This is a genomic window from Pigmentiphaga sp. MLSB6-MA01, assembly GCF_058793475.1.
This window is the reverse complement of the sequence record NZ_JBXAFV010000013.1, coordinates 92,158-109,777: the sequence shown is the minus strand read 5'-3', so window position 1 is coordinate 109,777 and position 17,620 is coordinate 92,158. Positions and strand designations below refer to the sequence as shown.

General features: G+C 68.0%; 13 protein-coding genes. 4 read left to right on the top strand and 9 right to left on the bottom strand.

Features of this window, described 5'->3' with window-relative positions; translation table 11 throughout:
* Positions 1-29 precede the first annotated feature (29 nt).
* Together bcsQ and bcsP are read right to left on the bottom strand one after the other, a co-directional pair.
* Positions 30-803, bottom strand: a complete 774-nt coding sequence (gene bcsQ, locus AC1Q6E_RS20650) for a cellulose biosynthesis protein BcsQ (RefSeq protein ID WP_296558649.1) — start codon at positions 801-803, stop codon at positions 30-32.
* On the bottom strand, positions 800-1,435 hold the full coding sequence (gene bcsP, locus AC1Q6E_RS20645; RefSeq protein WP_152835741.1) for a cellulose biosynthesis protein BcsP: 636 nt from the start codon (positions 1,433-1,435) through the stop codon (positions 800-802). Before bcsP ends, bcsQ begins: the two co-directional genes overlap by 4 nt.
* Before the next feature lie 483 nt (positions 1,436-1,918).
* Here bcsP and AC1Q6E_RS20640 point away from each other — a divergent pair, with 483 nt between their 5' ends.
* On the top strand, positions 1,919-3,223 hold the full coding sequence (locus AC1Q6E_RS20640) for a GGDEF domain-containing phosphodiesterase (RefSeq protein WP_152799649.1): 1,305 nt from the start codon (positions 1,919-1,921) through the stop codon (positions 3,221-3,223).
* A 6-nt stretch (positions 3,224-3,229) separates the two neighbouring features.
* Here the strand turns inward: AC1Q6E_RS20640 and AC1Q6E_RS20635 are convergent, their stop codons facing one another.
* The 5 genes from AC1Q6E_RS20635 to AC1Q6E_RS20615 are packed head-to-tail and all read right to left on the bottom strand — an operon-like array spanning position 3,230 to position 10,437.
* Positions 3,230-4,240, bottom strand: coding sequence for a diguanylate cyclase domain-containing protein (locus AC1Q6E_RS20635; protein ID WP_296558654.1), 1,011 nt, complete (start codon positions 4,238-4,240; stop codon positions 3,230-3,232).
* The gene (locus AC1Q6E_RS20630) at positions 4,237-4,797 is read right to left on the bottom strand and encodes a chemotaxis protein CheB (protein ID WP_152799651.1); all 561 of its coding nucleotides are present in this window, start codon (positions 4,795-4,797) and stop codon (positions 4,237-4,239) included. The genes AC1Q6E_RS20635 and AC1Q6E_RS20630 overlap by 4 nt, the downstream gene beginning before the upstream one ends.
* 12 nt (positions 4,798-4,809) lie before the next feature.
* A complete protein-coding gene (locus tag AC1Q6E_RS20625) occupies positions 4,810-5,637 on the bottom strand; it encodes a CheR family methyltransferase (protein ID WP_152799653.1) in 828 nt (275 codons plus the stop codon).
* A gap of 21 nt (positions 5,638-5,658) precedes the next feature.
* Positions 5,659-9,153 (bottom strand): response regulator, encoded by a 3,495-nt coding sequence (locus AC1Q6E_RS20620; protein WP_296558658.1) that lies wholly within the window; start codon positions 9,151-9,153, stop codon positions 5,659-5,661.
* 36 nt (positions 9,154-9,189) lie between these two features.
* Positions 9,190-10,437, bottom strand: coding sequence for a benzoate/H(+) symporter BenE family transporter (locus AC1Q6E_RS20615; RefSeq protein WP_492573429.1), 1,248 nt, complete (start codon positions 10,435-10,437; stop codon positions 9,190-9,192).
* 106 nt (positions 10,438-10,543) lie between these two features.
* On the opposite strand from AC1Q6E_RS20615, the gene pdxR reads away from it, so the two are divergent.
* Positions 10,544-12,022: a MocR-like pyridoxine biosynthesis transcription factor PdxR gene (gene pdxR / locus AC1Q6E_RS20610; RefSeq protein ID WP_492573428.1), complete on the top strand. Its 1,479-nt coding sequence runs from the start codon at positions 10,544-10,546 to the stop codon at positions 12,020-12,022.
* Between the two features lie 94 nt (positions 12,023-12,116).
* On the opposite strand, the gene AC1Q6E_RS20605 is transcribed toward pdxR, so the two are convergent.
* The gene (locus tag AC1Q6E_RS20605; RefSeq protein WP_492573427.1) at positions 12,117-15,206 is read right to left on the bottom strand and encodes an Rne/Rng family ribonuclease; all 3,090 of its coding nucleotides are present in this window, start codon (positions 15,204-15,206) and stop codon (positions 12,117-12,119) included.
* A 264-nt stretch (positions 15,207-15,470) separates the two neighbouring features.
* Positions 15,471-15,836: a hypothetical protein gene (locus tag AC1Q6E_RS20600; protein ID WP_152795213.1), complete on the bottom strand. Its 366-nt coding sequence runs from the start codon at positions 15,834-15,836 to the stop codon at positions 15,471-15,473.
* 157 nt (positions 15,837-15,993) lie between these two features.
* On the opposite strand from AC1Q6E_RS20600, the gene AC1Q6E_RS20595 reads away from it, so the two are divergent.
* A complete protein-coding gene (locus AC1Q6E_RS20595) occupies positions 15,994-16,896 on the top strand; it encodes an RluA family pseudouridine synthase (protein WP_366059549.1) in 903 nt (300 codons plus the stop codon).
* The gene (locus AC1Q6E_RS20590; RefSeq protein WP_152795209.1) at positions 16,893-17,573 is read left to right on the top strand and encodes an HAD-IA family hydrolase; all 681 of its coding nucleotides are present in this window, start codon (positions 16,893-16,895) and stop codon (positions 17,571-17,573) included. The genes AC1Q6E_RS20595 and AC1Q6E_RS20590 overlap by 4 nt, the downstream gene beginning before the upstream one ends.
* The last annotated feature ends 47 nt before the right edge of the window (positions 17,574-17,620 follow it).

Sequence of the window (17,620 nt, the reverse complement as noted above, 5' to 3'; positions counted from 1 at the left end):
CGGCCGCCTGCGTCGTCCGGGCCGTGTGGTCAAGGCGACGGTGCGAAGGCGGGCAGCATGGCTTCGATGTTGCGGGCGCATGCCTGGTAGTCCAGGGTGGCCTGGCACCGCGGGTCGTAGTCGAGCACGCTCTGGTTGAAGGCCAGGGCCTCGCTGACCGATTGGTCCTGATGGACGACACCGACCACGCGCTCGCCGAAGTTGGCGCGCATGACCTGCAGTACGTCGCGCGCGAGCAACCGTGAGTTGTCCACCTGGTTCACCACGAAGACGTGGCCGAGGAAATCGGGCCGCATGGCGCAGTAGGTCTGGACCAGGCCTTCCATCATCGGAAGCGTGGCGTAGGACGCCGCGTCGGGCAGCGTCACGATGACCGTCAGGCGCGCCGCCGTCAGCGCGGCGCGCATGTAGATCGAGGGGCCGGGAGGCGTGTCCAGCACGACCAGGTCCTCGGTACCCAGGTCCAGGGCGCGCAGGTTGCGGTGCAGCCAGTCGGGGTGCGCATCCAGGTGGCGTTCGAAGGACTGCCGGTCGTGTTCGTTGACCGCCCCGTAGGGCATGACGACGATCCCGGACGGGCTGGAGACGCTGATCTCGCGCCAGTCCTGCCCGGTCAGCGTGGCCCGGGACGTGCCCGCGATGCGCTGGGGATCGCCGCCGAAATGCAGGTGCAGGGCGTTCTGGGGGTCCAGGTCGACGGCGAGCACGTTGCGGCCGCTTTGCTTGAAGGCCGCGCAGAGATTGGCGGTTGCGGTGGTCTTGCCGACGCCGCCCTTGGCGGAGACAACAGCGATGATCTTCACAGTCGGTTCAATCGCTCGAGGAGAGAGGCGTTCCCCTTGTCGGCCGTGGACTTTGCCGCGGGGCGGGCCAGGCGGGTGAAGAGGGCGTGCAATTGCGGTTCAGGTTCAGGTTCAGATTTCTTGGGGGCCGCGACCGGTTCAGGCTCCGCCCGGGGGGCGGGGGCCTCGGGCCCGGCCGCCGGTTCGGGAGCCAGGGCGGCAAGGGCTGCGAGAGGACGCATCCTATCGCGCAGTCCTCCGGGCCGGGGAGGAACGATTGCGGCTGCCCGTGGTTTTTCGGCTGCCTGCCCGGAAGGCGGAGGCGAAGCCAGGTCGGGGGACAGGTGGGGCTCGATCCGGCCGGCGTGCGGCGCGGCCGGCTGCGGGGCCGGTTCGGGATCGGGCGGCGGGGCCACGGGCTGGACCGCAACGGGCGGGATGGCCGGCTGGGGTGCCTGCGCCTGGGGCGCATCCTGGTGGATGGCCACGTCCACGGGCGGGCGTTGCGCGGCCTGGTCCGCCTCGATCGAGGCCAGCAGCGGCCAGCGTTCGCGCGATTGGCGGGCTTCGTTGGCGCGACTGATTTCCTGGTATTGGCCAGGCTGGCCGCCGAAGTGTCGGAACAGGTTGGCGATGTCGTCGGATTCTTTCATGTGCTTCCCGTTGATCCGTTTCACGTGGGCGTGGGAGGGATGTTACCTGCCCGGCCGGAATTCGACACCACCGACGGGATCTGGCTGCAAGGCCTGCTCGGCGAGCCGGTTCCTGCCGGTGCCCAGGCGCTCGCCCCGCTGGATCCACGATGGTTTTCCCCGGTGGGAAGCATAGGGTATTTCCGGACCTGGGCCGTATCGAAGGCAACAGTTGTTAACATTGTAACGACGCGCGCCGGTTCGTGCCGCCTATGCGTCTCGCATTATGTCCCAAGATGAAAGGAAGTTCGATGTTGGCATTTACTGACTTCCAGGCAGCGCCGCGTCTCTGGAGCTGGCTGTCCTGCACACGGGCGGCCGGTTTCGCTTTTGCGATGATCGCCTCTGTGCGATGATCATGTACCACGGCTCCGTGTGCCCGGCGCCGATGACGGGCTAGCGGTATATCGATTAAAAGAAGCTTGATGGTTGTTCGATTTTTCCATGTCGCCGATGTCTAGAAGGTCCAAGCCCGCCGAGGCCGTTCGACAGTTCGCCAATGTCAGCGAGCGGGCCATGCTGTTGCGTGAGCTGGGCGTGCTGATAGGCGAGCGCCGGCGCGCCGCCGTCATGGCCCTCGCCCTGCCCTCCGATGCCGCCCCCAGCCAGCGGGACGAGATCCTGGAGAAGATCCGCCGTTTCATCCGGCAGGACGACCTGCTTTGCATGCTGGATGATGCCAGCTTGATCATTGTGTTGCGCGATGTCAACGACAAGTCAGGCGCGATAGGTGCCGCCCAGCGGTTGTTCCAGCGGTCCTCGTTGTTGCAGATCCTGGGCGCCAGCCAGGGTTCTTCCCTGGCCGCCTTCGGTATCGTCATGCTGCCCAGCAGCCTGCCCCAACCCTCCAACGTGCTGCTGCGCGCCCAGCAGGCGGCCCGCTATGCGTTGCGCACCCGCGCGCGCTGGGTGTGCTGGAACGATGGGCCCGAGGACCTCGACGGCCGGCTGATGTCACGCGAGGACTCACTCGTCACCGAGGTCTTGCAGGGCCTGGATCGCGACGAGTTCGAATTGTTCTACCAACCGCAGCTCGAAATGCGGAGCGGCCGGGTGCGGGGCCTCGAGGCGCTGGTGCGCTGGCATCGCAAGGGAACACTGGTCATGCCCAACGATTTCGTGCCCGAGGTCGAGGCGGCCGGGCTCAGCAGCGCGCTGGGCATGTGGGTGCTCCGCCGCGCATGCCAGCAGCTCGCCCAGTGGCGCGACGAAGGCGTGTCCTGTGCCCAGGTGGCGGTCAATCTCAGCGCCGCCCAGTTGCAGGGGGACCTGGCCGAAAGCGTGGGCAAGATCCTGGAGGAGTATGGGGTCGAACCGGGCCGGCTGGAAATCGAGCTGACCGAGTCGGCCGAGATCCCCGATCCGGAAGAAGCCGGCACCATCACCCGGCGGCTGGGCGAGGCGGGCGTGGGTTTCAGCCTGGATGATTTCGGCAGCGGGTATTCGAACTTCCTGCGGCTGCGTTCGGCCCAGTTCGCGGCCGTCAAGCTGGACCGGCAGTTCGTGGCCGGGATGCTCGACAACACCTACGACAAGGAAATGCTGCGCACCGTCATCCAGTTCTGCCGCTCGGTCGACATCCAGACGATCGCCGAGGGCGTCGAGACGCCGCAGCAACTCGAGGCGCTCAGGCAACTGGGCTGCGATGCCTGGCAGGGCTTCCTGTGTTCGCCGCCGATGGACAGCGACGCCGTCACCGCTTTCCTGCGCCTTGCCGGCGCCCGGCAAGGCGTCGCGGTCACCCTGTAGAAGCAGTCATAGTTGCGAGGCGGCCAGTCTCGACTGGTTCTTGCCGCTGCGCTTGGCTTCGTACATGGCGTTGTCGGCCGCCTGCACCAGGCTGTCGCGGCTGGTACCGTGATGCATGGCGATCGCGGCGCCGATACTGGCGCCGACATGGGCCGTGAATGCCGCGCCGTTGCTGGTCAGCCGGTAGGGGGCGCGCAGAATCTCGCACAGGTCGACGCATTTCTGCTGGATCGCTGCGGCGTCCGCGGCCTTGCAAAGCAGGACGCCGAACTCGTCGCCTCCCAGGCGCGCCACGACGTCCTCGGCGCGCAGCGCGGACCGCAGGCGCTGTGAAAAAGCCTGCAGCAGCATGTCGCCGGCCTGGTGGCCGTGGCCGTCGTTGACCTGCTTGAAGCCGTCGATGTCCACGTACAGCAGGGCGAACAGTTCATCGTGCCGCTGCGCGCGGCTCAGGAAGCGGTCCAGGGTCTCGGTGAACAGGGCCCGGTTCGGCAGGCCCGTCAATTGGTCGTGCGTGGCCTGGTGCCGCATCTGTTCCTCGATGCGCCGCCGTTCGGTGATTTCCACCTGCAACTGCTGGTTGCGCTGTCCCAGTTCGGCCAGCGCCTGGGCCAGTTGCTGGCGGCCGGTTTCCAGTTCCAGGAAGACCTTGACCTTGGACAGCAGTATGGAGTCGTTGACCGGCTTGGCGATGTAGTCGACCGCGCCGCTGCGGTAGCCCTTCAACTGGTTCAGGTCGTCGGCATAGGCGGCGGTGACGAAGATGACGGGCGTGTCGCGATTGAGCGGTTCGTTGGCCAGCAGGGCGGCGACTTCATAGCCGTCCATCTCCGGCATGTTGACGTCGAGCAGGATCAGCGCGAAGCGCTGGTCCAGGCACAGCGCCAGGGCTTCGTTGCCCGAGGTGACGGTGATCAGCTCGGCGTCTATCTGCGCCAGCAGCTTGCGCATGGCGAACAGGTTGGCCTGTGTGTCGTCCACGATCAGGATCTTGGGAGTGGGCAGGTCGGTCTTCAAGGTAGGCACATCCGGTTGAGTACACTCGCGATGTCGGCGAGCGCGAGACAATGGTCGGCGCCCGCCAGGGAAAGCGCCGCTTCTGGCATGCTGGAGGCTTCCGCGTCTTCCGGGGCCTGCACCAGCGCGGTGCCCCCCAGTTGCCGCAGGCAGCGGAGTCCGCGGGCACCATCATCGTTGGCGCCGGTCAAGACCACGCCGGCCATGCGTTGGCGGTAGGCGTCGGCAGCGGATTCGAACAGCACGTCGATGCTGGGCCGCACGAAGCAGACCTTGGGGTCGACATTCAGATAGAAATATTGGTCGCGCCCGATGAGCAGATGATAGCCCGGCGGCGCGACGTACAGCACGCCGGGCAGCACCGGCGAGCGCTCCTGGGCTTCCTGCACGGGCATGGCGGCGTCGCGCCCGAGCAACTGGCAAAGCGAGTCGGCATCGGCCGACGCCGTGTGGATGACGACGACGAACGCCGTCCGGGGGCAGAGGGCCAGGTCGCGCAGCAGGACTTGCAGGGCTCGCAGCCCGCCGGTGGAACAGCCGATGGCCACCAGTTCCATCGCATCCCTCCTTCAGGTCGCCCGTACCGACCGGAACAAGCGCGCCGGGCCGTCCACCGCGGCGAAGCTGCTGGCCGCGGATGCCAACGCCAGGTTTTCCTTGGTGCCCAGGCACAGGAAGCCGCCGCGCACGAGGCTGTCGGCGAACAGCAACAAGGTGCGATCCTGCAAGGCGTTGTTGAAGTAGATCAGCACGTTGCGGCACAGGATCAGATGCGCTTCGCAGAATACGCCGTCCGTGGCCAGGTTGTGGTTGGCGAAGACCACGTTGCGGCACAGCGATTCGTCCAGTTTCACCAGGTCGTAGCGGGCGTGGTAATAGTCGGCCAGGGTGCGGGTGCCGCCCGCCTGCTGGTAGCGCTGCGAGGCCGCGCGCGCCTCGCGCGCGGGGAAAATGCCCTCCCGGGCGCGCGCCAGCGCGGCATCGGAAAAATCGGTGGCGTAGATCTGGCTGCGATCGTAGAGTCCGGCTTCTTCGAGCAGGATCGCGAGCGAATAGACTTCCTCGCCGTGGGCGCAGCCCGCCTGCCAGATGTTGATGCTCGGATACGAGGCCAGCGTCGGGAACACCTTGGTGCGCAGCGCCGCGAAAACAAACGGGTCGCGGAACATCTCGGAGACCGGCACCGACAGCCCTTCGATCACCTGGGGCAGGAAGGATGCATCGCGCAGCGTGCGCGAGGTGAGTTCGCCGATGTGCGCGAGGCCGTGCTGCCGGACCAGTCCCTGCACGCGCCGCTTGAGCGAGGCGCGCGCGTACTGGCTCAGGTCATAGCCATGGCGTCGCCGCAGGGCTTCGACGAACAGGTCCAGCTCGATTTCGTCCAGGTCGGGTTCCATGGCATTCCAGACAGGCCGGTCCTAACGGTGCAGCCATACTCGCATCATAGACAGCAGCTTGGGAATGTCCACCGGTTTCGGCATGTAGTCGTTGGCACCCGAGGCGAGGCTCTTCTCACGGTCGCCCTGCATGGCCTTGGCGGTAAGCGAGATGATGGGCAGGTGTGCGTGGCGCGGATTCTTGCGGATCTCCTGCGTGGCCTCGTAGCCGTCCATGACCGGCATCATGACGTCCATCAGGACCAGTTCGATGTCCGGGTTCTCTTCCAGTTGGCGCAGTGCCTTGCTGCCGTCCTGCGCCATCAGGACTTCCATGCCGCGGCTGCGCAGCGCCTTGGACAAGGCGAACAGATTGCGCATGTCGTCGTCCACCATCAGGACCTTGCGTCCCTTCAAGTCGTCGTTGCCGCCCGAGGCGGGCGCCGTGGGCCGCAGCCGCACGCTGTGCAGGAACAGGCTGACTTCGTCCAGCAGCCGTTCCGACGAATGCGTGCCCTTGATCACCACGCTGTCGGTGTGGGAGCGTATCCGCAATTGGTCTTCGCGCGACAGTTCGCGGGCGGAGTACACCACGACCGGCGGACGGGGCTCGACGGCGGCCAGCCGTTCGAGGAAGTCGAAGCCCGAGATGCCCGGCAGGCCCAGGTCCAGCACGACGCAATCGAAGGTCTCGCCGCGCAGTATCGACAGGGCTTCCTCGGCCGAGCCGGCTTCCGAGATATCGACGGGCTGGGAGGACAGCAGGGTCCGCACCGAGGCGCGGGAGGCCGGATCGTCGTCGACGATCAGCAGGCGTCGGGCCTGCCCTTCGGTCGGCAGCATCAGGCGGTCGATGGCGCCGTTGAGTGCGTCGGCGGACACCGGCTTGGTGAGATAGCCGGCGGCGCCGGAGTCCCGCGTGCGCGCCGGTTCGTCCAGCGCCGAGACGATGTGCACGGGGACGTGGCGCAGGCCGGGTTCGGCCTTGAGCCGCTCCAGCACGGTCCAGCCGTCGATGTCGGGCAGCATCAGGTCCAGGATGACGCCCGTGGGATGGTGCTGGCGGGCGAGCAGTATGCCGGCCTCGCCGCTGTGGGCCACCAGCGCCGTGCAACCCTTGCGTCGGATCATGTCGGCCAGCACGCGCGCGAAGGCCGGGTCGTCCTCGATCACGAGGATGGTGGTGTCGCGGGGGGAAGCCGGGTCGGCGGGCGGTGCGTCAGGCAGTATCGTCGTGGTGCCGCTGGCGATGGGGGCCGTCTCGTCCGGGGGCGGCGATTCGGCCGTTCCGGGCTGGACCTGCGGCAGCAGCAGCGTGAAGACGCTGCCTTGTCCCGGTTCGCTGCGCAGTTGGATGTCGCCATGATGAAGGCGGGCGAGTTGGCGCGAGATCGCCAGGCCCAGGCCCGTCCCGCCGAATTGGCGGCTGGTGCCGGCGTCGAGCTGTTCGAAGGCGCCGAAGACCTGCGCGAACTTCTCGGGCGGGATGCCGATGCCGGTGTCCCGCACCTCGATGGCGACAGACCCGGCCGCGGGAAACCCCGGGAGATCGGTGGTCGGGCGCCGCAGCACCAGCCGGACTTCGCCGGACTGGGTGAACTTGAAGGCATTGCCGAGCAGGTTGGTGACGATCTGTTCGAGCTTGCCGCCATCGGCCCGCACCGCGGGCGGCAGCGTATCGCCGATCTCCACGGCGAAGCGCAGGCTCTTGCCGCGCGCCACATGGTCGAACTGACGCTTGAGCCTGGCGGCGAAGCCGCGCAGATCGACCTGTTCGAGGGCGAGCTCCATTTTTCCGGCCTCGATCTTGGACAGGTCCAGGATGTCGTTGATGAGGCGCAGCAGATTGGTGCCGCCTTCGTGGATGATGCGGGCCGACTCGACCTGGTCGTCGCTCAGGTTGCCCTCGCGGTTCTCGGCCAGGTCGTTGGACAGGATCAGCAGGCTGTTGAGCGGCGTGCGCAGCTCGTGCGACATGTTGGCCAGAAAGTCGGACTTGTACTGGCTGGCACGGGCAAGCGCCTCCGCCTTGTCGGCGGTTTCCCGCTGCAGGGTCTCCAGCAGTGTCTTCTGCTGATTCAGGATCTCGGACTGCTGGCGCAACTCTTCGTTGGACGCCTGCAATTCTTCCTGCTGGGTGCGCAGCTCTTCCTCGGAGGTGCGCAATTCGGCGGCCTGGCTTTGCGTGTGCTCCAGCAGTTCCCGGGTATGCACCGCCCGCGTGATGTTCTCCAGCGACAGGGCCACGACGGGAAGCAAGGCTTCCAGCAGGCGATGGCGGCGGGCGTCCAGGGGGCCCGTCAGGCCCAGTTCGATGACGGCCAGGACGCGTTCCATCGAAAGGACGGGGATCAGCATCAGGCGGGGAGGGACGGCCTCGCCCAGGCCGGACCGCATGCGCAGGTAGTGCCCGGGCAGGGGGCCGAGCTCGATGGTGCGGGCCTCGACGGCGCATTGGCCGACCAGACTCTCGCCCATCTTGAAAGGCTGGACCGGGGCAGCGGGGTCGGGCTGGTAGCCATAGTGCCCGACCGGATGAAGGAGGTCGTCGTCCGCGCGCAAGTGGAATAGCGCCACGCCCGCGCCCAGCTCAGGACCGAGCTGCGACAGCAGCGCCTGCGCGAATTCGGCGTGGGAAGACGCGCGTTGCAGGCGGTCGGTGATGGCCCCCACGCAGTGGCTGACCCAGTTCTGGTCGGAAATGTCGATGGCCATCTGCTTGAACTCGGCCAGGGCGCGGGAGATGGTGCCGATTTCGTCCCGCCGGTCGAGCTGGGGTGTTTCGATGGCGTGGTCGTGCCGCGCGAGGCGTTCCATGAGGCCGCTCATCAGGCGCAGGGGATGCGTCACGAGGGTCGCCGACAGCCGCAAGGCCGCCACGCCGCACAGCGCCGCCAGCAGGAGCGTGCCCCAGAGCAGCCACTCGCGCTGGGATTCGGACTGCTGCAGGGCCTGTTCGCGCTCTTCCAACTGCTGGCGCGCATAGGCGCCGAAATTGTCCAGCCCCGCGACAATGGCGGGGGTGGCGACCGGCGCGCGCGCCGTGAACTGGGGCAGGAGCCGTTCGCGCTGGGCGGTGGCCTCGGCCGGCGCGGCCTTGGCCAGCCGCCGCAGCTCGGCCAGCACCAGGGTCTCGACGGTGTTGCGCCAGGCGGTGTCCAGGCTGCGGATGCCGTCCAGGCGGGTACTCTGCGCGGCGTCGTCCCGGACCTGTTGCCCCAGGTGTTCGAGGTGCTGCGAGATCGCGGTGTTGGCGGAATCCAGCGTCGTGGTGTCGGGCTCGCCGGGGCTCAGCAGCAATTGCCGCAGTTCGGACTGCCGCTGGTACAGCACCCGGTTGGTCTGCTCGACCTCGCGCAGAAGGTTGACCGTGTCGCGGAACGCGGCGCGGTTCTGCTTTTCCTGTTCCAGGACCAGCGACGTGCCGATGCTGGAGACGATGAACAGGGTCAGCAGCGAGCCCACCAGCAGGGATACTTTGCCGGTCAGCGGGATATTCCCCAGCCATGAGTTCTCGGAGGTCTTCTTGCTGGACATGGGGGAATATCCCGTAGGGCAGGCCAAGCCGCCATTCTAGGCGTTGCGGCCGGGCTCGGGCAGCTTTGTGGTGATTTTGCGGCACTGTCGCGGCAACGGTCCGTTCAACACCCCATGGGCCAACAGTCCGATCAGCAGCCCCCAGAACGCGCCGCCTATGCCGAGCAGCGTGATGTTGGCGGCCGAGGCCAGAAAGGTGATCAGCGAGGCTTCGCGTGTCTTCGGGTCGGCCAGGGCTGCGGCCAGGCTGCCCCCGATGGTGCCCAGCAGCGCCAGGCCCGCCAGGGTGGTGATGAAGGTTGCCGGGAAGGCCGTGAAGACGGCGGCCAGGGTCACGCCGAACACGCCGACCAGGATGTAGAAGATGCCCGCGGCGATTCCGGCGATCCAGCGCCTGGAGGGGTCTTCGTGCGCTTCCCGGCCGGTGCAGATCGCCGCCGTGATCGCGGCGATGTTCAAGGCATGCGAGCCGAACGGCGCCATCAGCAGCGATCCCAGTCCGGTAGCGGTCACGATGGGGGTGGCGCTGGTCTTGAAGCCGTCGTTGCGCAGCACGAGCATGCCGGGCATGTACTGGCCGGTCAGCGTGATCAGGAACAGCGGCAGCGCGACGCTCAGCAAGGCGTTCAACGAGAACGCAGGCAAGGTGAGGACGGGAGTCGCGAATTCCAGCTTCAGCCCCGACAGATCGACGCGGCCCCGCGCGAGCAGGAAGGCCAGTCCCAGCGCCAGGATGGCCACCACTGCGTAGCGTGCCGTGAAGCGCTTGAAGGCCACGTAGGCGACGATCAGCAGCCCGGCCAGCCACGGGTCTGCGCTCATGCCGCCGAACGCATTGATCCCGAACTGCAGCAGGATGCCCGCCAGCAGTCCGGCCGCCACGCCGGGAGGGATCAGGCGTATCACTTTTTCGAAGCAGCCGGACAGGCCGAGCGCGATGAAGGCGGCGGCCGAGATCAGGTAGGCGCCTACCGCTTGCGCATAGGGCGTGGTGGCCAGGGCAGTGACGAGAAAGGCCGCGGCCGGCGTGGACCAGGCGGTGATGATCGGCTCGCGGGCGGTCCAGCTCAGGAAGAGGCCCGTCACCCCCACGCCGATCGATACCGACCATACCCAGGAGGCGGTCAGTTCCGGACTCAGGCCAGCCGTCCGGGCAGCCTGGAACACCAGGATGAAGGTGCCGCCGTAGTTGACGATGACCGAGACCAGGCCGGCCACGATGGGGTGGGGGAGATCGCTCCAGCGAACGGACGACGAGGGGCTGGCGGGTGACTGGACCGGCATGGGATTCCTGGGGATCAAAAAGGGAGGGTCGGATTCGGCAAGCGTCTTTTATAGACTTAGAATGGCAGGTTGTTCCCCACCATTTCTTGGAACAGGTACCGGCCAATTGTTCAAGCACGCCCAGCTCGAATCCGTCAAGGCCTGGATCGGCGATCCCGCGCATGCCGCCTTGCCCCTGCATGCGCGCATCCACCGGGCCGTCCGGCAGTTGATCCTCGACGGCAGGTTGGACGCGGGCAGACCCTTGCCGGCCTCGCGCGTCTTGGCCGCATCGCTGGGCGTGTCGCGCGATACGGTCGAAGCGGCTTATGGCCAGTTGCATGTGGAAGGCTTCATCGACCGCCGGGTGGGCAGCGGCAGTTTCGTGTCGGAGCGGGCGCGGCGCGGCCCGGGGCGCGGGACGGCGGCGCGGCCCGGCGCGCCGGAGGCTCCACGCCTGAGCCGGCGCGGCGGCGCCATTTTCCAGGGCGGAGGTGTGCGCGATTTCCTCGCCATCCGTCCGTTCGCGCCCGGCGTGCCGGAAACGCGGGCTTTTCCGCTACAGACCTGGGAGCGGCTGGAGCGGCAGGTGTTGAAGGAGCATGGTCCGCGGATCCTGCAGCACGGCCCGCCGCAAGGCATGGCGCCACTGCGGCGCGCCATCGCGGACTACGCCAATCTCGAACGCGGCGCCCGCGCCACGCCCGAGCGCGTGCTGGTGCTGACGAGTTCCCAGCAGGCCCTGACCCTGTGCGCCACCGTGCTGCTCGATCCCGGCGACAGGATCTTTATCGAGGATCCCGTCTATCACGGCGCGCGCAAGGCATTCGATGCCGCCGGCCTGGCGTGCTTGCCCGTGCCCCTGGACGCCGATGGCATGCGGGTGGATCTCCTGCGCGACGCAGCGCAAGGCGCCCGCGCCGTGTTCCTGACTCCTTCGCACCAGTTCCCGACCGGGACGACGCTGGCGCTGGACCGCCGGCTGGCCGTCATCGAATGGGCGCGGCGGCAGCGGGCCTGGATCATCGAGGACGACTACGACAGCGAGTTCCACTACGCTGGCAAGCCCATGGCCTGCGTGCAGGGGCTCGATCCGTACGAGCGGACGATCTACATCGGCACTTTCACCAAGTCGTTGTTTCCCGGCCTGCGCATCGGCTACATGATCCTGCCGCCGCCGCTCGTGGCGCCGATGACGGTCGCGCGTACCTTGCTGGACGGGCATAGCGCGCCCATCCCGCAGCTCACGTTGGCGCGCTTCATCGAGGGCGGGCATTTCGGCGCGCATGTGCGCACCATGCGCGCCGTCTATGCGGAACGGCGCGATGTGCTGGCGAGGCTGGTGCGCCAGCACCTGAGCGATTTCGTCGAGCCCAGGGTGCCTGCGGGCGGCATGCAGATGCCTTGTGTTTTCATCCGCGATCTTTCCGAGGGCGCGGTGGTGGATGCCGCGGGGCGGGCCGGGATCGATCTGCTCGGGCTGACGGCGCTGCATGCCCCAGGCAGGCACGAGGCCGGTTTCCTGATGGGATTCGCGGCCTACGCGCCGAACGAGCTCGATGCCGCGGTCAGGAGGCTCGCGGCTGTGCTTCGCGTGTTGTCCTGAGAAGGAGGGAGGGGCTTTTTTTGTCTTGGGGCGGCCCAAGACAAAAAAAATGCCGCACGCGAACGTGCGGCATCGGGACGGCCCGGCTGCGGGATCAGTGACGCAGTTCGGGGCGGGTTTCCACCTGGACCAGCGCCTCGGACGTCGCTTGTGCCCGGGCGCGCGGCTCGCGGCCCTGACGGGCCGGCGCGGCGGAGGGGGTGGCCTGCCGGGAGGCGGCCAGCTTGGCGCTGTCCGTTTCCACCCATTGCATGCCGGCCTGTTCGACCACGCGCACGAGTTCATCGTGGGAGGCCGCTGCCTGGGGCACCACGATCTGGGCCGGCGTATCCAGGATGGAGGCCGGCTGAGGCGCCGGGGCTGCCGCCACGGGCGCGGGTTCCGCCGCCTGAGTTTCCACGGCTACCGGTTCGGGCTCTGCGGTGGGCGCCTCGGCCTGGGGGGCAGGGGCGGCCGCGGGCTCGGTCGGCTCGGCAGGGATTTCCACTGCGATTGGCTCGGCAGGGATTTCCACGGCGATCGGCTCGGCGGGAGTTTCCACGGCGGGCGGGACGGCGAGGGGTTCGGCGGCGGCAAGTGCCGTCGCGGGCTCCTCGGCCGGCAGAGGAGCCGCCGCGGGAGCGGGTTCCTCGGCAGCCTGCGGCGCGGCTTCCTGCGCCGGCGGGGCTTCTTCCTGCGCGGCGTGGGCCGGCGCATGGACCACTTCGGCTACCACGGGCGCGGGCGTGTCGATGGGCAGGGGCTCTGCCGTGATCAGGATGGGTTCGGACACCATGGCCAGCGGTTCGGCCTGGGTGGGCGCCGAGGCGCCATCCTCGTCATCGGTCGCGTCGTCGTCCTGCAGGCCATCTTCGCCCAGGGCGGCACCGGCCTCGCCTTGACGGCGGCCGCGGCGGCCGCGGCGGCGGCGGCGCTTGCGTTCCGGTTCGCCGTCGGCGGCGTCGGCAGCGGCGAACAGCTCTTCTTCCTGGTTGTCCTGCGGCTCGGCGACCACCGTCACCGCCGGGACGACGGGGGCTTCGGCAGCAGCGACGGGCGCTATGACCTCGCCAGCCACGACCGCGGCCGCGGCGACGGTCGAACCGGCGGCTTCATCGGCCGGCAGGTCCTCGCGGCGCCCGCCGCGGCGTCCGCGGCGGTTGCGGTTGCGGGCTTCGCCCGATTGTTGCTCGGTATCGTCGGCAACGGGCGCGGCGGCGGGGCGCAGTTCTTCCTGCTTGGGCGCGCGGGCACGGTCGTCCCGGCGTCCGTCGCGTCGCTGTCCGCGCGCGTCGCGGGTTTCCTTGCGGGGCTCCTCGCCTTCCGGGCGTTCGCGGTCATCGGGGCGCGCTTCGCGGTTGTCCCGGCGGCCACGGTTGCCCTGGGCGCCGCGGCGGCGGTTGCGATGGGCGTCCCGGTCTTCGCGCGATTCCTCCTTGCGCGGGCGGGCGGCCGGCTCCGCCGGCTGGGCAGGGCTGCCCTTGAGCCAGCCGAACAGGCGCGACAGCAGGGCCGAGAAGCCGCCCGCGGATGCGGTGGCGGGTTCGGTCTTGGCGCGCGCGCCGTTCGCGGCGGGCGAGGGCGTGGAGGAGACCGGAGCGGGCTGGGCGGGGGTGATGCTCTTGACGAGGGCCTCGGGGCGGGCCTTGACCTCGTGCTCCTGCGCCGAATAGGCGAGGTTGGTCTCGGGCGCCTCGGCCAGTTCGAAGCTCGCCTTGGCGCTTTCCAGCCTGGGATCGTCATGCCGCAGGCGCTCGATGCGATGGTGCGGCGTCTCCAGGTGCTTGTTGGGGATGAGGATGACGTTGACCTTCGAGCGGGCTTCCATCTTGGCGATGTCGGTGCGCTTTTCGTTCAGCAGGAAGGTGGCCACTTCCACCGGCACCTGGGCGTGCACGGCGGCCGTGTTCTCCTTCATGGACTCTTCCTGGATCAGGCGCAGTACCTGCAGGGCGCTGGACTCGGTGTCGCGGATGACGCCGGTGCCGTTGCATCGCGGGCAGGTGATGTGCGAGCCCTCGTTCAGCGCCGGGCGCAGCCGCTGGCGCGACAACTCCATCAGGCCGAAGCGGGAGATCTTGCCCATCTGCACGCGGGCGCGGTCGAAATGGAGGGCTTCGCGCAGGCGCTGCTCGACGGCACGCTGGTTCTTGCCGTCTTCCATGTCGATGAAGTCGATGACGATCAGGCCGCCCAGGTCGCGCAGGCGCAACTGGCGGGCCACTTCGTCGGCCGCTTCCAGGTTGGTGCGCAGCGCGGTTTCCTCGATGTCGCTGCCCTTGGTGGCGCGGGCCGAGTTGACGTCCACCGCGACCAGGGCCTCGGTGTGATCGATCACCACCGCGCCGCCCGAGGGCAGGGGCACCGTGCGGGCGTAGGCGGTCTCGATCTGGTGTTCGATCTGGAAGCGCGAGAACAGGGGAACGTCGTCGCGGTAGCGCTTCACCCGCTGGACATTGTCCGGCATCACCACGCTCATGAAGGCGCAGGCCTGGTCGGCGATGTCGTCGGTGTCGATCAGGATCTCGCCGATGTCGGGCGAGAAATAATCGCGGATGGCCCGGATGACCAGGCTGGATTCCAGGTAGATCAGGATGGGGCCGGCGTTCTCGCGGGCCGCGCCGTCGATCGCGGTCCAGAGCTGCATCAGGTAGGACAGGTCCCACTGCAGTTCTTCGACATTGCGGCCGATGCCGGCGGTGCGGGCGATGATGCTCATGCCCTGCGGAACCGGGAGCTGCTCCATGGTTTCGCGCAGTTCCTGGCGGTCCTCGCCCTCGACGCGGCGCGATACGCCGCCGCCCCGGGGGTTGTTGGGCATCAGCACCAGATAGCGGCCGGCCAGCGAGATGAACGTGGTCAGGGCCGCGCCCTTGTTACCGCGCTCTTCCTTCTCGACCTGGACGATGAGTTCCTGGCCTTCGCGCAGCACGTCCTGGATGCGGGCGCTGCGCACGTCCACGCCTTCCTTGAAGTAGGTGCGGGCGATTTCCTTGAAGGGAAGGAAGCCGTGGCGTTCCTCGCCATAGTTGACGAAGCAGGCTTCCAGGCTGGGTTCGATGCGGGTGACGACGCCCTTGTAAATGTTGCCTTTGCGTTGTTCGCGGCCGGCGGTTTCGATATCGAGGTCGATGAGCTTCTGCCCGTCGACGATGGCAACGCGCAGTTCTTCCTGGTGCGTTGCGTTGAACAGCATGCGCTTCATGTATGAAGTTCTCCGTGGTCGTGTCGCGCCGAAAATCCGGCGCGCAGCCTCGGGCCGTCGGGAAGATGCGCGGTGCGCGGAGCGAGTGGAGGAAACCGGTGCGCGAAAAGCCGCACCCCGCGGACTCAGGTCACGATGACCGGCCGGGTGGGAATGCGCAAGGTCGGGAGAGAGCGCAGGTACCGTGGATGCCGCGGCCGCTGCCCTCTGACCGCGGCTTGCGGTGGGGGCGACGGACGGTTGCGGTATCGAAAGCAGTGGTATTCACGGTATTTGCGAGCCAGACAGACCCGCCTCTTGGGCGAGCCTTTGCGTATACGACGACGGTTTCTTTGTACTTGCGTCCGCGGGCGCATATCCGTCGTTGCGCGGTTGGGCTTCGAGTTCGAAGCCATTGCGGCGCGACGAGCGGGCGACCATGACGGCCCGGAAGAATCCGGCGGGCGGGACGGGTACAATTCCGGCACACTTTGCGACCTGTCCTGCCCCGGCGGCGTGCTGCCAAAGCTGCACGGCCTGCCGCGATACGTTCAGCGGCATGCGGCCTGGGTTCGGATAGGTCTCGCGCACATCTGGCGGAAACGCCGCGTAAAAGCGCGTCTCGACGCCGGAAGCGCGGTTCAAGGACATGCGGTCAACGGGTGTGTCAACCCTGTGCTCCAACCCGCCTGATTCGATCAGGCCTCAGGATTATATGTCGGTACCATTGTTGCGCAAAGCGAAATCCAAGCCCGCCCCGGGCCGGCCGGCCCGGAACCCCGAACCCGCGGCGGCGCCCGCCGTGCGCCTGGTCGAGGTAGACGACGCGCATGACGGCCAGCGGCTCGACAATTTCCTGCTGCGGCTTTGCAAGGGCGTGCCCAAAAGCCATCTGTACAAGGCGATCCGGGGCGGCGAGGTCCGGGTCAACCGGGGGCGGGTGCCGGTGGACCACCGGATCGCCATCGGCGACGTGGTGCGGGTGCCGCCGTTCCGGCTGCCGGAGACGCCGGTGCGATTCGTGCCGCCCAGCGAGTTCCCCATCGTGTTCGAGGACGACGCGCTGCTGGCGATCGACAAGCCGGCGGGGGTGGCGGTGCACGGCGGCAGCGGCGTGGACTTCGGCGTCATCGAGCAATTGCGCCGTGCGCGGCCCGAGGCGCGCTTCCTGGAACTGGTGCACCGGCTCGACCGCGATACCTCGGGGCTGCTGCTGGTGGCCAAGAAGCGCAGCGCCCTCGTCGGTTTGCACGAGTCGCTGCGGAACGGGCTCTGGAACAAGCATTACCTGGTCCTGGTCGCCGGCGACTGGGTCAATGACCGGCAGCACGTGCGCAAGCCCCTCACCAAGTGGACCACCCAGTCCGGCGAGCGCCGCGTGAGGGTCGATCCCGACGGCCAGGCGGCCCACACCATCTTCACCCTCAAGCGGCGCTACGGCCTGTATTCCCTGCTGGACGCGGAGCTCAAGACCGGGCGCACCCACCAGATCCGGGTACACGTGACCAGTTGCGGGTTTCCCATCGTCGGCGACGACAAGTACGGCGACGAACACGCCAACGCCGCGGCGGCCGGCCGCGGGTTCCGCAGGATGTTCCTGCACGCCCATACGCTGGCCATCCCGCATCCGCTGACTGGCGAATCCCTGGCGCTGGAAGCCCATCTGCCAGCAGATTGTGTCGAATTCCTACAGCAATTGGAACATCCATGACTTCACCCCTCCCGGGCTATTCGCTGGTCGTGTTCGACTGGGATGGCACCTTGATGGACTCGACGCCGACCATCATCGCCGCCATTCAATCCGCCTGCCGCGACCTCGGGCTGCCGGTGCCTCCGGACGAGGCCGCCGCGTGGGTCATCGGCCTGAGCCTGCAGGACGCGCTGATGGCCGCCGTTCCCACGCTGGCGCAGGACCAGATCCAGGCCTTCGTCGCCCGCTACCGCTTCCATTACCTGACCCGTGATCCGCAACTGCGTCTTTTCGCCGGCGCCGAGCAGATGCTGGCGAGCCTGGCCGAGCGTGGCGCGCGGCTGGCGGTGGCTACCGGCAAGAGCCGCGTCGGCCTGGAGCGGGCCCTGGACGCCACCGGCATCCGGCGCTACTTCGACACCACCCGCTGCGCCGACGAGACCTTCTCCAAGCCCAACCCGGCGATGTTGTTCGAGATCATGCGCGAGCTGGACGCCGATCCTGCCTCCGCCGTCATGGTGGGTGATACGTCGCACGACCTGCAGATGGCCTGCAACGCCGGGATCCATGGGGTGGGCGTGACCTATGGGGCCCATGCCGTGGACGAGTTGGCGGGGTGCGCGCCGCAGGCGCTGGTGGGCAGCATCGTCGAGCTGGGCGATTGGCTGCATGGCCGCATCGCGGCCGGGGCTGCCTAGGGCCTGTCGCCCCAGGGCAGGAGCCCCGCACGGGTCCTGGGCCGGTG

Bases quoted from the DNA above. Each gene is read 5' to 3' on its own strand.
- bcsP (WP_152835741.1), bottom strand. From the start codon at position 1,435: ATGAAAGAATCCGACGACATCGCCAACCTGTTCCGACACTTCGGCGGC.
- AC1Q6E_RS20640 (WP_152799649.1), top strand. From the start codon at position 1,919: ATGTCGCCGATGTCTAGAAGGTCCAAGCCCGCCGAGGCCGTTCGACAG.
- AC1Q6E_RS20630 (WP_152799651.1), bottom strand. From the start codon at position 4,797: ATGGAACTGGTGGCCATCGGCTGTTCCACCGGCGGGCTGCGAGCCCTG.
- AC1Q6E_RS20625 (WP_152799653.1), bottom strand. From the start codon at position 5,637: ATGGAACCCGACCTGGACGAAATCGAGCTGGACCTGTTCGTCGAAGCC.
- AC1Q6E_RS20620 (WP_296558658.1), bottom strand. From the start codon at position 9,153: ATGTCCAGCAAGAAGACCTCCGAGAACTCATGGCTGGGGAATATCCCG.
- AC1Q6E_RS20615 (WP_492573429.1), bottom strand. From the start codon at position 10,437: ATGCCGGTCCAGTCACCCGCCAGCCCCTCGTCGTCCGTTCGCTGGAGC.
- AC1Q6E_RS20605 (WP_492573427.1), bottom strand. From the start codon at position 15,206: ATGAAGCGCATGCTGTTCAACGCAACGCACCAGGAAGAACTGCGCGTT.
- AC1Q6E_RS20600 (WP_152795213.1), bottom strand. From the start codon at position 15,836: ATGTCCTTGAACCGCGCTTCCGGCGTCGAGACGCGCTTTTACGCGGCG.
- AC1Q6E_RS20590 (WP_152795209.1), top strand. From the start codon at position 16,893: ATGACTTCACCCCTCCCGGGCTATTCGCTGGTCGTGTTCGACTGGGAT.